The sequence below is a fragment of the Paenibacillus sp. SRL342 genome (assembly GCF_984798905.1).
The window spans coordinates 3,306,895-3,319,997 of the sequence record NZ_OZ481790.1; the positions used below are offsets into that span (position 1 = coordinate 3,306,895).

Genomic DNA, 13,103 nt, shown 5'->3' on the forward strand with positions numbered 1-13,103 from the left:
GTTTACTTTTATATTTCACATAAAAAGGATGATATGCATGTCTTTAATCAACGTTACCAACCTGACCTTTGCCTATGAAGGCAGTTACGATAATATATTTGAAAATGTTAGTTTTCAGTTGGACTCCGATTGGAAATTGGGTTTTACCGGAAGGAACGGCAGAGGCAAAACGACATTCCTTAATCTGTTGCTTGGCAAATATGAATACAGCGGACATATCTCGGCGAATGTTAGCTTTGAATACTTTCCTTTCCAGGTAGAAGATAAGGGAGCCATGACCGTTGATGTCATCGGTGAGATTCATCCTGAATATCTGCACTGGCAAGTTGTGCGCGAGTTTAACCTGTTAAAAGTGTCAGAAGATGTGTTGTATCGACCTTTTGATACGTTATCCAACGGAGAACAAACAAAGGTGATGCTGGCTGCTTTGTTCCTGAAGGATAATCGGTTTCTGCTCATTGATGAACCTACCAATCATCTTGATCTTCATGCGAGACAAATTGTAGGTGATTATCTCCGCAGCAAGAGTGGATTTATTTTGGTGTCTCATGATCGATCCTTTCTGGATCACAGCGTGGACCATATCCTTTCCATCAATAAAAGTAACATCGAGATTCAGAAAGGCAATTTCTCCGCTTGGTGGGAAAATAAAAGAAGGCAAGATCAGTTTGAACTTGCGAGTAATGAGAAATTAATAAAGGATATCAAGCGTTTATCCGATTCAGCCAAACGGACCGGTGGATGGTCGCATGAAGTTGAAAAAACCAAAAACGGTACGAGAAATTCCGGCTCCAAGGTGGATAAAGGATATATTGGGCACAAGGCTGCCAAAATGATGAAACGTTCCAAAAATATCGAACAAAGGCAGCAATCTGCGATTCAAGAGAAATCCAAACTTCTCAAAAATATCGAGAGTGCAGAACGTTTACAGATTCATCAGCTGGATTTTCACAAGCAGGAACTTGTCGAATTGGAACATGTGTCGATCTCATATGGCTCAAATACTGTGTGTAAGGATGTCAGTATCACGGTTGAACAAGGGGATCGTATTGCCCTGTACGGTAAAAATGGATCTGGCAAATCAAGCATTCTTAAACTGATCTGTGGCGAAGATATCCCTTATACAGGTCTTTTCCGTAAGGATCATCAGCTTAAAATCTCGTATGTGTCGCAGGACACATCTGATCTTGGAGGGCATTTATCTGAGTATGCGGCCACACAGGGGATTGATGAAAGCCTGTTTAAATCGATACTTCGAAAGTTGGATTTTTCCAGACTGCAATTGGAGAAAGATATTTCAACATTTAGCGCAGGCCAAAAAAAGAAAGTGCTCATTGCTAAAAGCCTTAGTGAGAGAGCTCATCTGCACATTTGGGATGAACCACTCAATTTTGTGGATGTCATTTCACGTATGCAGATCGAAGAATTGCTGCTGGAATACTCCCCAACCCTGCTTTTTGTAGAGCATGACAGTGAATTTTGCGCAAATATTGCAACAAGAATCATCGAACTATAAGCAACGGACGGAGATAAAAGATAATCATGCTAAGAGCCGCCGAATGGCGGCTTTTAAGTTTTACAGCACGAATATAAAAGGTGGTTTGTTACGTTCAAAATGCGATATCCCGAGAATGTATGCTATAATTTTATAATCTCATCCAATCATATGATGGATGATCAGATCAATTGTAGACTAATTCGCCAAGAGGTGTAATACCTATGAAAAAAGAAATGACAACAATCAAACAAACAAGGCTACATTCCATTCTGGACGAGGCGACCAAGTTGCTGATTGAAAAGCCGAATGCTTCCATGAATGAAATTGCAGAGTCTGCAAAAATCGGGATTGCGACTTTACATCGATATGTGGAAAGCCGCGAACAGCTCATGGTTTATCTGGGATTACGCGCAATCGAAGTGGTCAGTGAGACCATGAAAGAAATCCAGCTGGATGAGGAGCACTGTGAAAAGTACATACCCGAGCTGATTGAAGCGCTTATTCCATTAGGCGACAAAATTTATTTTCTGGCTCATGACACCACCATTAACTATAATCCCGAGATTGAGGGAGCAGATCTGAAACTGAGAGAACCTGTATTGCATGCGGTTGGTTTGTTGCAACAGAAAGGTTATTTCCGCTCCGATCTCGATAAAACCTGGATTGTGGATGTTCTGTATTCCATCATGTTCCTGACGTGGCAGCAGGTCGTAAGTGGTCATATCGCGAGAAAAGCAGCCCCTGCGCTTGTAGTAGACACGTTTTATCATGGATTTAAGCAGCGATAGTTCAAGGTTAACAACGAAAATCAATAGATTTCCACCAAGCGAACACCCCCAAAAAGTCGACTGTATCGTTAGATACGCGAACTCTTTGAGGGTGTTTTTTTGCGTTCAAAGTAGCGCGGTGCATGGCGAAATCATAAAAAATTTGCTTTTCTCACATATTCAAATATTAACAGAGTTCAGAATTTAAGATTTCCAGTTTACAAAAAATGATATAAATTTCTAGTAGATTCAAATCATTACCAAATAAAGACAAAATATTCAAGCGAGGAGGCCGGACAGAAAGACCAGCAATTGTGCAGTTCAAAATCAGCTCAAGTACTCATTCCATCAACCCAATCAGGAGGGATTCCATGCTTTACACCATTATTGTACCAGTCAACCAGGACTATAACATTCTGAACCTGTTCACTGATTCGTTGCTCCGGACGGTAAGTCCATCCACTCAGATTATTTTCATCAACGATGGTTCCGGTTCAGCCGTTTTTCAACATCTGGATAAACTGAAGCAAGAAGTAAGAGAAGGTGTGACCATCGAGATTCTTCAGCATGATTTTCCACTCGGTTGCGCCGTGTCGATTAATAGCGCACTCAGTCTTGCCAAGGGAGAGTACATTTTCTTCCTGGATTCCGACACCATTCTTCAACCGAACTGGCAACCGATGATGAAAGAGACACTGGACAGCGATATTACGATTGGCATGATTGGAGGCGTTCTGTTGTATCCGCAAACAGGAGGCGTGCAGCACTGCGGTATTGCTTTTGCAGACACCATCGGCCGACACCTGTTCCTGAATGCATCCCCTGATGATATCCCGAAAGAAACCTTCTCTGTTCAACTGGTGGTGTTCGCCATGTTCGGCATGAAGCGGGAGGTTTACGAGACCATCGGTAACCTCGATGAGAAGTTCTTTAACGGATACGAGGATTTTGATTATCAGATGCGAGCACGGGCTGCGGGATACGATACGGTCATTAACCCGAATATTCAAGCATACCACTGGGAACGTAGCAGCGGAATTCACCGCAACTTCAACCGCAAGAACAATCTGGCACGCTTCTGGAAAAAGTGGGGCGGTCAAATCGAGGCTGATGTGTGGCCTTTCGTATTCAGTCATCTGAAAGAACAGCTTGAAAGCCAAGGGGAATATCAGCATCTGCCGATTGTCGGCATTGATCTTGCAGAAGTGCGTAGTGATGCCGATACGTTCTGGACCAAGCTACATGAAGCTGAATTTGCCAATGTAGCCGAAGTACGTGACTATTCGAACCGCTTCAATTCCAACGGAGCCATCTGGCTGCCGCAGGTATTGGGCAAGGAACTGATTCATAGTGAGAACCGGTTACTGTTCTTGGTGGATAACTTCGCCCGCTTGCTGGAGAACCGCTACTGGATTGAGATGAGACACGCTCATCGAGCCAAGGATCTGATCATAGACCTGTACGGCAATGTAATTACAATGGATCGCATATATGATGGATGCTGGCCTGGAACGAAAGTTCGGTAATTCACTCACAACGAAAGTAAACAGGGAGGTACTTAAGGTGAAAGAAAAAGAGAGCACGCTGGATCGTGCCGTACGATTTACCCGTAATCTGGAGTGGTTGGAACAAGTCGAAAAGGTAATTCCGAGCGGATGCAGCACTTTAGCCAAAGCACCTGAACGTTTATTCCCGGGACATACACCCGTGTGTTGTGCAGAGGCTTACAATTCCCGATTCACAGATATTGACGGCAATGAATGGTTGGATTGTGAGATGGCCATGGGTACGGCACCATGGGGTCATGCTAGACATGAAGTCCAACTCACTGTCATTCACCAGCTGAAAAAAGGGACAAGCTTTTCGATTCCGGCCGACATCGAACTTGAATGTGCAGAGTTGATTCTGGAGCGGTTCGAGGGGCGCTATCCGTCACTGCGCTTCACCAAAAGTGGTGCCGATGCAGTGAGTGGGGCTGTACGTCTAGCCCGCGCTGCAAGTGGAAAAAGCAAGGTTATTGCGACAGCTTATCACGGGTGGCACGATTGGTCCGCCTATGGTTATTATGGCGGCCAGACGAAAGAACGTGGCATCCCGGTAGATATCGAGCGTTCAACGATCTGGGTGAACAAGCCGACAGCAGAGCGAATTGAGGCCCAGATTACCTCATCTCCCGAGGATATCGCATGTATAGTTCTATGTCCCAATGAGTGGAAAAAGGAAGCGCTGGGGGAAGTGGTAACCCTGTGCCGGTCCCTGGACATCATTATCATATTCGATGAGGTAACTTCCGGTATTCGGATGGGCAAACAGGCTACAGCAGGAGAATATGATATCTGGCCTGATCTGCTTTGCATCTCAAAAGGTATGGCAAACGGTTTACCTCTCGCAGCGGTTATGGGACCTCAGCATCTGATGTCCTTGTCAGGACAGGTCAGATTCAGCAATGCCCATTCCAGCGAAACGACAGCGCTCGCAGCAGCCATTGCCTGTGAACGACTAATGAAGAATGCGAAAGTATGGCCGACTTGGCGAGATCCGACAACCCGGATCATGGATCGTCTGGAATCTGAACTTGTGTTACTCGGATTGACGGATCAATTGGAAGTGAGAGGGACATATGCAAGCTTCTGCATTCAATCCTTGGCTGAAGATAACTTCCAAACAGATCCTTTCCGCGAGTTCATGGTGAAGAGAATGGCTCACTTCGGCATTTTCACCAAAGGCTACTTTATTTTCTCCGATGCTCATACACGTGAAGAGTTGTTGTGGGTTGAGGAAGCTCTGTTGCAGATCCTGTCAGACTGGAAAGAGATTCAGAAGCAGGAACATCTTCATTCCATGCAACTTTCGAAAACGTTTGAAGCTTAATCCATAGATCATAATCGACAATCGACTAGGAGGAATTATTCAATGAAAGCACTCGTATATCAGGATCTCAAACAGGTGGCATACCAGGATATTGATGAGCCATCCATTCAAAAACCTAATCAGGTAAAAATTAAAATCTATGGTTCCGGCATCTGCGGGACAGATCTGAATATTGTCAAAGGCAAAGTGCCTGCGAATAAAGGAACGATCATTGGTCATGAAGGTGTGGGCACCGTAGTTGAGGTGGGTGATGAAGTTCGTGGTTTCAAGATCGGTGATCGGGTATTGGTTGATCCCACGCAATCTTGCGGTACCTGCTCTTATTGCCGCGAAGGTCTGTTTATCTACTGCGAGAATTTTGATGACTATCAAGTAGGGATGACGACACACGGAACCTTTGCTGAATATTTTGTTGGGGACGAAAAGTATATCTATGCTATCCCGGATTCCATGAGTTGGGAAACGGCCATGATGATCGAACCACTGGGATGTGTACTTCAGACGTTCATGAAAGCAGGGACTAAGCCAAGTGACTCTGTACTGGTCCTCGGTTCTGGAGCAATCGGTTCCCTGTGTCAGCTTGTTAGCAAACGATTGGCAAGGCTTACCGTAGGCACGGAAGTTGATCCATACCGCAAAGAGTTCGCTTCAGGGATCGCGGATCATGTGTTCTATCCTCAGGATCTGACACTGGATAAAGTATACGAGATCAATAATAACAAAAAGTTTGATATTGTAGTGGACGCGGTTGGTAACCAGCTTCATGTAGGATTTGAGCTGATTGCCAAAGGCGGCAAAATTATTCCTATGGGATATGACGACAGCTATGAGGTGACATTCAAATCAACAGCCGTGATTAATGATGGTATTAGTATCATTGGCGCGGTGGCTAATCACTCGATGATCAGTACGGCACTGAAATTTGCCCAAAGTATCCCGGAACTGGAACAGATGGTGACAGCCAAGGAACTGCTGAGTGACTATGAACAGGCCTTTAATGGAACGATTGGTTATGACATGCATACTGGAGAGAAATTGCCGATGAATTCGGTCAAAACAGCTCTTATCCTATAAGCATGTAGACATTAGCGGGTTTGCCGCTGCGAGAAGTTGGAATTCGCAGCGGTGAAAACCGCAGAAGGAAGGGATATCGATTGAAATTGCTTCAAGATTTGCCGAAGAATCCACGCTACTCCATTTTACTCGAACCGGTATGGGCCATTCCGGGCACGATCGTTCTCTTCTACGCTCCTTTATATATGAAGGAAGCCGGACTTTCGGATATTGAAATCGGTTTAATCAATTCGGTGAATCTTTATTTTGCCTTTATCTTTCAATTGTTTGCGGGTTCCATTACGAATAAGCTGGGCCGGAAACGAACAACGCTGATCTTTGATCTGCTTGCCTGGAGTGTTCCCATGTTCATCTGGGCCTTCTCCCAGAACTTCTGGCTGTTCCTGATCGCTTATTTACTAAACGCAACATCCAAGTTTGTAACGGTCGCCTTTAACTGTCTGATCATAGAGGATGTGGAGGAACACAAACGATCCAAGGTATTTGCCATTCTCAACATGATCATTACAGGAGCCGGGGTATTAACACCTATTGCCGGCGTTGTCATTGCTGATTATGGTATTGTGCCTACACTCGCCAGCATTTACTTTGTCGGGGGCATCCTGATGACTGCCATGTTCTTCATTCGTAACCGATACACGGATGAGACCGAGGTCGGCAAGGAGCTTATGGGGTTGCATAGCAAAACCCGCGTCCTTCAGAGTTTGGGTTCAAGTCTGCGCCTGTTCGGCAAGTCATTCTACAAACGGAGACTTTTTCCGATCATTTTGATTACGGTTTTATCCAATCTGATTCTGCAGCTGAATTTCTTTCAGGTCATTTTCTTCAAGGAACAGTTGAAGTTTGATGACCGTGTCATTTCGTTTATCCCAGTAGTGACTGCGGTAACCGTCATGCTGCTCTATCTGGTGATCATTCCGAGACTGAAACGGCGTTCCGAAGAAAAGTATGTTGGTTTTTCCATCGTGCTTAGCACGGCCGGAGCCATTCTGTTTCTATTGATCCCTGTGGGGAATATAGGGATGTTGTTTCTCACGCTAATCGTGCTTGCTGCGGGTAACTTCATTTTGCAGACGTACCGGGATTCCTTGTTGATGAACCGATTGGGTACGCATGAGAAAGCCGATATGTTCTCGGCCGTGCAGACCGTCATGACACTTACAGCCATTCCATCCGGTTACCTGACGGGCTTGCTCTACCATCACAATCCAACACTGTTGTTCAGTGTCATTCTTGGTCTATACGTTGTACTCATGGTCATTATGTTCTTCCTGCCAGATCCGCAAAAGCACCCCCAAGTGCTGGAACCTTACAAAAATATGTAGAAAAAGGGGTTTACTGTATCTGGAGCGAATATGTAGTACAGAAAAAAATGAGTAAATGCATGTTCAAAAAGAGCGGTTTTCAGTACCGAGAAGATGGGATGAAGCTAGAAATGGAGTAGCGGAGCGTAGGAAAACTACGTGAGCAACGGACATTTCGGCTGAATGCCATATTCGATGCTGATGATGCCACTAGGCATCCTTAGTAATCAAAAGCGTACTTTTTGAACTACCTCTAGAACATATTTTAACTTGGGAGGCTGCTAACAAATGACTAACATAATGACAACAGAAGCACGGAAGCAATGGAGTTGGATGAACGAGCCCGAAACCTGGTCCTATACCGATCAGGGAGGTGTGCTGGTGGAAGCGAAGGCGGACACCGACTTTTTCCAAGATCCAGCGGGGAAGCACATTCGTGCAACTGCTCCTTTCTTGTCCATGCCTGTGCCTGGCGATTTCGAAATCACAACCCAATTAACCGTAGATATGAAAAATCAATATGATTCCGGATGTCTGATGGTGATGGCGGATGATCTTAACTGGTGCAAAATTTGTTTTGAATATGATGGTAAAGTGCCTACCATCGTGTCGGTGGTGACACGTGATGGTTCATCTGATGATTGTAATTCGGTTGAAGTCTCTGTACCTAATCCCTACCTGCGTATACGCAAAGTAGAGGACTGTATATCATTCTTTTATTCACCCAATGGGGAAGAGTGGAAACTAATTCGTTATTTCGGCATGCCGATTCAGGGGGAACTTCGAGCTGGATTAGTTGTTCAGTCGCCGACTGGAACGGGCTGTACGTGTCACTTTTTATCCGTGAACGTTACTCATCCGGACTTGACCGCACGTTTCTAATCCGCTCCCCTGGCCGATCACTGGAGGGAGAACAGGTTCATGGTAAAAGCATTTATATTTGATTTTGATGGACTCATTGTAGATACAGAGACACCTTGGTATTATGCGTTTCGGGATATTTATGAAGAGCACGGAGTTGAACTTGGTCTGGAGTTATGGTCGAAAAATGTGGGGACATCCTTTGAGGAGTTTCATCCATTTCTGTATCTGGAGCAAGCGCTCCAAAAAAAGATAGATCATGATCATATCAAACTGCTCTCTGAACAGAAATACGAAGTCTATTTGGGACAGGCTGCCATTCTTCCAGGGGTGTATGAATTGCTTCAGTCTGCGAGGGAGAAGGGGATTCAGCTTGCGGTTGCTTCCAGCTCCACACGGGACTGGGTGCATGGTTACTTGCAGAAATTAGGCATTTTTGATTATTTCACAGTCGTTCATACATCCGAGGATGTGAAGCGAGTGAAACCGGACCCTGAACTGTACCTTCTTGCTCTCCAGAGTCTTGGGGTCGAGGCTTCCGAAGCGATTGTGTTCGAAGACTCACCTAATGGCTTAAAGGCAGCCAATGCGGCAGGTATTCGTTGTATCATCGTACCTAACGAGGTAACGCGTGGTCTGGAATTCGCCATGCATGAACTGCGGTTACCCTCGCTGGCCGAGATCGATATGGAGGCGCTTTAATCCAGATACTGCTTGCGTAGCTCGATAGGGGAGATCCCTTCGTATTTTTTGAACACTGATCCAAAGTAACTGGCACTGTTGAAACCAACGGCTTTGGCTATTTCATGAGCGGTCGTAGCGTCATTTTCGATGAGCATTTCCTTGGCTTTCAACAACCGATATCGCATCAGATACTCCAATGGAGTCATTTGAAATTCTTTTTTGAATATCCGATTCAGGTGCTGTTCGGTAACGTCCATCTGCTCAGCCAACATGGGGAGAGAGATATCCTGATGATAATTTTGTTTGATAAAAGTAATGAGTTCATCCAATCTTAATCGGGCATCAGAACGTTCGTAAGCACTATAGCGTTCACCTTCAATGGTTAATCTGACCAAAAGCATGTACAGTAATGCGGATACGTGCCAGATCTGATCCTTGTGCCGGGACTGCAGCGCCAACGTAATTTCACGCAACAGGATATGAAGCATTCCATCCGGCTTGAAGGCGCGCAGCTCCCCGATCTGCAAGGAATGCAAGAACCGTGGCAATAAATAGCCATTGAAAGACAGACAATCAAATCGTAATGAATCACTCAGATTGTGGTAACGATAGGTTACCTCCGGGAACAAAATGAGAGCGGTCCCTTTTTTGATCGAAAATTCATGATTCTTTGCTGCGATTCGCCCTGTTCCTCCGATGCACTGTACAATGCTGTAATCCCGTGAATGGTCGCTCCAATTCATCAATTCATCAACGGTCAACTGGTTTTGCCCTGTAATCATGAGCGGCATATCGGTATCCATCGGATTCCCCATACTAGGTTTCGGCATCGTCGTGTTATTCCTCTTTTCGTTAAAGGATCATGTGCGTAAGTGGCGTGGTTACAGCGTTAAAAGAAACCTAGAAAGAATTATATTACATAAATGGAATAATTTTAATTGAATGACGGGCAATATATAAAACGTTTTCATATGAATGCTTCAACAATTCTTTTTGGATGAATGAGTATGAACTGTGGTCTGATCAGCCTCAATTTATGGATCTAAAAGTACGCCTGCCTTGCCAACAGAATGCGAAACGGTATACGCTATAACGAATGAGTGATTAAGGAAAGGGATGCAAACATGAAGAAAGTCATCGTAGTGGGATCGGGTATTCTGGGGGCATCAACAGCCTATCAATTAGCCAAACATGGCGCAGAGGTCATCATCATAGACCGAAAAGATATAGGGCAGGCGACGGATGCAGCTGCCGGTATCATCTGTCCATGGCTGTCACAGCGACGTAATCAGGACTGGTATCAGCTTGCCAAGGCTGGTGCGCGGTTCTATCCTGGCATCATAGCGGAGCTTGAAGGCGAAGGAGAAACGGAAACTGGTTATGCTCAAGTGGGCGCGCTTAGTATTCATACGGATGTGGACAAAATTAACAAGATGGAAGAGCGGGCCCATCTACGCAAAGCAGATGCACCGGAGATTGGTGACATTACACCTCTTGATGCCAAAGAAACCCGTGATCGTTTTCCACTACTGGATGAACGTTATCAATCGGTACATATCAGCGGTGCTGCACGTATAGATGGAAGGGCGCTGCGCGATGCCTTGATCCGGTCTGCACAGCGAAATGGAGCGGAAGTGATCCATGGAGACGCCATGCTTCAATTAGAAGAAAATCGGGTCATTGGTGTGAGTGTTAATGATCAGAGTTTCCTGGCAGATGAAGTCGTTGTCTGTGCAGGTGCATGGGCCAACGAACTGCTGAAGCCACTCGGCATACACTTTAAAGTGCATTATCAAAAGGCACAAATTATGCATCTGCATGTCACGGATGGGGAGGATACAGGCCGCTGGCCTGTAATCATGCCACCTTCTGATCAATATCTGCTGGCCTTTGATCAACAGAAGATTGTGATTGGTGCCACTCATGAAAATGATGTGGAAGGTTATGATACAAGAGTAACCGCAGGGGGCATGCAGGAAGTTTTGAATAAAGGTCTCGAACTGGCACCGGGGCTAGCAAATAGCACATTCCAGGAAGTAAGGGTTGGGTTCCGTCCGTTCACACCTGGCTTTCTACCAGTAATGGGGGCTGTTCCAGGATGGCAAGGTCTGATTACCGCAAATGGACTTGGAGCCTCTGGATTGACCATGGGTCCTTTTATCGGGAGTCAACTGGCGAAACTCGCTCTCGGCATGGAGCTGGATATCGATATTGAGCCCTATACTGTTGGCAAAGCAATGGATGAAATTGAAAGAGGTGAGTCATGACATATTCACAACGTTTATCCGAGGGAGCGAACTCGTCCGACATCATATATCTGGAGCATCAGATCGGTACGACAAAAGAAAAGCTGCGCATAGCTTTGGAGAAACAAGAAACATACAAACGCGAATTGTCGGTATTGAAGTCATCACCAATCTGGAATGCATCGGAAGACAGTTCTGAAGAGCAAATCATAATGGAGAAGGCAAGCCTAACGCAGAATTTAATTGAAACCCTGTCTGCACAGCTGGAACAGCTACAGGAAGCATTGGCGAAACTAGGCGATTGATCGGTTCGTATGGCTTATCTTTCTGAAACCCCGACAGAAATAATATACGATACGTATAAAACAAAAACCCCTTATGTTAAGGGGTTTTTATGATTTAGTTCAAATGGTTTATATCAATAAATGAACGCATGGTATAAAATGGAATCAGGTGCTGAACTGTCAATTCAGGTACCCATGTAACCAATCACAAAACGATGCTGAGAGGTGGATTCCAAATGTATAAAGAAGTGATACGCGTTGAGGACATCACGGGGTTTCAGTCCAGATCTGAAGAGTTTTTCCCACTTCACTGGTTTCGAAAAATGCTGTCCGAGCATCCTGTGTACTATCACGAAGATACAGACACCTGGAATGTGTTCAGATACGATGATGTGAAGCAGGTCCTCAGTAATCATGAATATTTTTCAGCCGAAGGAAGCCGGACGACCATTGCCGTTGGAGCAAAGAACAATGAAGGCACACCTCCAGACAAATTCAATATGTCAAGTATTGATCCTCCCCGTCATCAAAAGAGTCGTTCGTTGTTATCTGCTGCTTTTACACCGCGTAGTCTGAAAAACTGGGAGCCACGAATTCGCAACATCGCAGAGCAGCTGGTAGCAGATATTGAGCCAAATACGACCATTGATATTGTTCAAGCGTTGGCCGCTCCACTGCCTTCGATGGTTATGGCCGATCTGCTCGGTATCCCCCTTACAGACAGCCATCGATTCAAGAACTGGGTAGATATTCTGTTTCAGCCCTCCAATCCAAAGACGGCTGAGGAGAGTGAACTGAAAAAACAAACTGCAGCGCAAGAGTATTATCAATTCCTATACCCCATTGTAGTTCATAAACGGACCCACCCTGGTGAGGATATCATTACCGACCTGTTGAACGTTGATGTTGAAGGTGAGAAGTTCACGGAGGATGAGGTTGTTCGCACAACCATGCTGTTGCTCGGAGCTGGAATTGAGACAACCAGTCATATGGTTTCAAATACATTCTATTCATTCCTGTATGATGACCCCAGCTTGTATGATCAACTAAGACAGAATCCCGAGTTGGTTCCGCTCGCAGTCGAAGAAATGCTCCGTTATCGGTTCCACAATGCCAAGCGACATCGGACAGTGAAGCAGGATAATCAATTGCTCGGAGTGGATTTGAAAAAAGGCGATGTTGTGATCTCCTGGATGAGTGCAGCCAATATGGATGAGCAGATGTTTGAAGACCCGTTTGAGTTAAACATTCATCGTCGTAATAACAAAAAACATCTTACCTTTGGCAATGGCCCACACTTTTGTCTGGGTGCCCCGTTGGCAAGAATGGAACTCAGCATTGCCTTGACGGCATTTGTGGAGAAAATTGCGCGGATTGAACCAGTGGATTCATTTGATCTGGAGAATAATCTGGCCACTTCAGCTCCGGGGCAGTCGTTGATCCATCTGCCAGTGAAGATAGTTGGGTAGAGCGAAAGGTTCATACGGGATACAACCTAAAAAGCGGCAGATCAG

General features: G+C 45.3%; 12 protein-coding genes. 11 read left to right on the forward strand and 1 reads right to left on the reverse strand.

The window, feature by feature from the left end; genetic code table 11:
- Positions 1-37: 37 nt before the first annotated feature.
- The 8 genes from AC4E8D_RS14560 (at position 38) to AC4E8D_RS14595 (ending at position 9,077) form a co-directional block, all read left to right on the forward strand.
- A complete protein-coding gene (locus tag AC4E8D_RS14560) occupies positions 38-1,516 on the forward strand; it encodes an Lsa family ABC-F type ribosomal protection protein (RefSeq protein WP_221819471.1) in 1,479 nt (492 codons plus the stop codon).
- A 203-nt stretch (positions 1,517-1,719) separates the two neighbouring features.
- Positions 1,720-2,286: a TetR/AcrR family transcriptional regulator gene (locus AC4E8D_RS14565; RefSeq protein ID WP_036608234.1), complete on the forward strand. Its 567-nt coding sequence runs from the start codon at positions 1,720-1,722 to the stop codon at positions 2,284-2,286.
- Positions 2,287-2,636: 350 nt separating this feature from the next.
- Positions 2,637-3,791 (forward strand): glycosyltransferase family 2 protein, encoded by a 1,155-nt coding sequence (locus AC4E8D_RS14570; protein WP_221819470.1) that lies wholly within the window; start codon positions 2,637-2,639, stop codon positions 3,789-3,791.
- A 37-nt stretch (positions 3,792-3,828) separates the two neighbouring features.
- Complete coding sequence (locus AC4E8D_RS14575; protein ID WP_221819469.1) at positions 3,829-5,136, forward strand: aminotransferase class III-fold pyridoxal phosphate-dependent enzyme; 1,308 nt, start codon at positions 3,829-3,831, stop codon at positions 5,134-5,136.
- Between the two features lie 42 nt (positions 5,137-5,178).
- Positions 5,179-6,210, forward strand: coding sequence for a zinc-dependent alcohol dehydrogenase (locus tag AC4E8D_RS14580; RefSeq protein WP_221819468.1), 1,032 nt, complete (start codon positions 5,179-5,181; stop codon positions 6,208-6,210).
- Between the two features lie 80 nt (positions 6,211-6,290).
- Positions 6,291-7,535, forward strand: coding sequence for an MFS transporter (locus AC4E8D_RS14585; protein ID WP_490206401.1), 1,245 nt, complete (start codon positions 6,291-6,293; stop codon positions 7,533-7,535).
- 267 nt (positions 7,536-7,802) lie between these two features.
- Positions 7,803-8,396 (forward strand): DUF1349 domain-containing protein, encoded by a 594-nt coding sequence (locus tag AC4E8D_RS14590; protein ID WP_490206402.1) that lies wholly within the window; start codon positions 7,803-7,805, stop codon positions 8,394-8,396.
- A gap of 39 nt (positions 8,397-8,435) precedes the next feature.
- Positions 8,436-9,077, forward strand: coding sequence for an HAD family hydrolase (locus AC4E8D_RS14595; protein ID WP_490206403.1), 642 nt, complete (start codon positions 8,436-8,438; stop codon positions 9,075-9,077).
- Here the strand turns inward: AC4E8D_RS14595 and AC4E8D_RS14600 are convergent.
- Positions 9,074-9,889, reverse strand: a complete 816-nt coding sequence (locus AC4E8D_RS14600) for an AraC family transcriptional regulator (protein WP_339308322.1) — start codon at positions 9,887-9,889, stop codon at positions 9,074-9,076. The two genes, AC4E8D_RS14595 and AC4E8D_RS14600, sit on opposite strands and share 4 nt — an antisense overlap.
- Before the next feature lie 294 nt (positions 9,890-10,183).
- Between AC4E8D_RS14600 and AC4E8D_RS14605 the strand changes: the two genes are divergently transcribed.
- The 3 genes from AC4E8D_RS14605 (at position 10,184) to AC4E8D_RS14615 (ending at position 13,058) form a co-directional block, all read left to right on the forward strand.
- The gene (locus tag AC4E8D_RS14605; RefSeq protein ID WP_490206404.1) at positions 10,184-11,326 is read left to right on the forward strand and encodes an NAD(P)/FAD-dependent oxidoreductase; all 1,143 of its coding nucleotides are present in this window, start codon (positions 10,184-10,186) and stop codon (positions 11,324-11,326) included.
- Positions 11,323-11,610 (forward strand): hypothetical protein, encoded by a 288-nt coding sequence (locus tag AC4E8D_RS14610; protein WP_490206405.1) that lies wholly within the window; start codon positions 11,323-11,325, stop codon positions 11,608-11,610. The genes AC4E8D_RS14605 and AC4E8D_RS14610 overlap by 4 nt, the downstream gene beginning before the upstream one ends.
- Positions 11,611-11,825: 215 nt before the next feature.
- The gene (locus tag AC4E8D_RS14615) at positions 11,826-13,058 is read left to right on the forward strand and encodes a cytochrome P450 (protein ID WP_237175514.1); all 1,233 of its coding nucleotides are present in this window, start codon (positions 11,826-11,828) and stop codon (positions 13,056-13,058) included.
- Positions 13,059-13,103: the final 45 nt, after the last annotated feature.

Coding starts and splice junctions, on each gene's coding strand:
- AC4E8D_RS14560 (WP_221819471.1), top strand. CDS start 38: ATGTCTTTAATCAACGTTACCAACCTGACCTTTGCCTATGAAGGCAGT.
- AC4E8D_RS14565 (WP_036608234.1), top strand. CDS start 1,720: ATGAAAAAAGAAATGACAACAATCAAACAAACAAGGCTACATTCCATT.
- AC4E8D_RS14570 (WP_221819470.1), top strand. CDS start 2,637: ATGCTTTACACCATTATTGTACCAGTCAACCAGGACTATAACATTCTG.
- AC4E8D_RS14580 (WP_221819468.1), top strand. CDS start 5,179: ATGAAAGCACTCGTATATCAGGATCTCAAACAGGTGGCATACCAGGAT.
- AC4E8D_RS14590 (WP_490206402.1), top strand. CDS start 7,803: ATGACTAACATAATGACAACAGAAGCACGGAAGCAATGGAGTTGGATG.
- AC4E8D_RS14595 (WP_490206403.1), top strand. CDS start 8,436: ATGGTAAAAGCATTTATATTTGATTTTGATGGACTCATTGTAGATACA.
- AC4E8D_RS14600 (WP_339308322.1), bottom strand. CDS start 9,889: ATGCCGAAACCTAGTATGGGGAATCCGATGGATACCGATATGCCGCTC.
- AC4E8D_RS14605 (WP_490206404.1), top strand. CDS start 10,184: ATGAAGAAAGTCATCGTAGTGGGATCGGGTATTCTGGGGGCATCAACA.
- AC4E8D_RS14610 (WP_490206405.1), top strand. CDS start 11,323: ATGACATATTCACAACGTTTATCCGAGGGAGCGAACTCGTCCGACATC.
- AC4E8D_RS14615 (WP_237175514.1), top strand. CDS start 11,826: ATGTATAAAGAAGTGATACGCGTTGAGGACATCACGGGGTTTCAGTCC.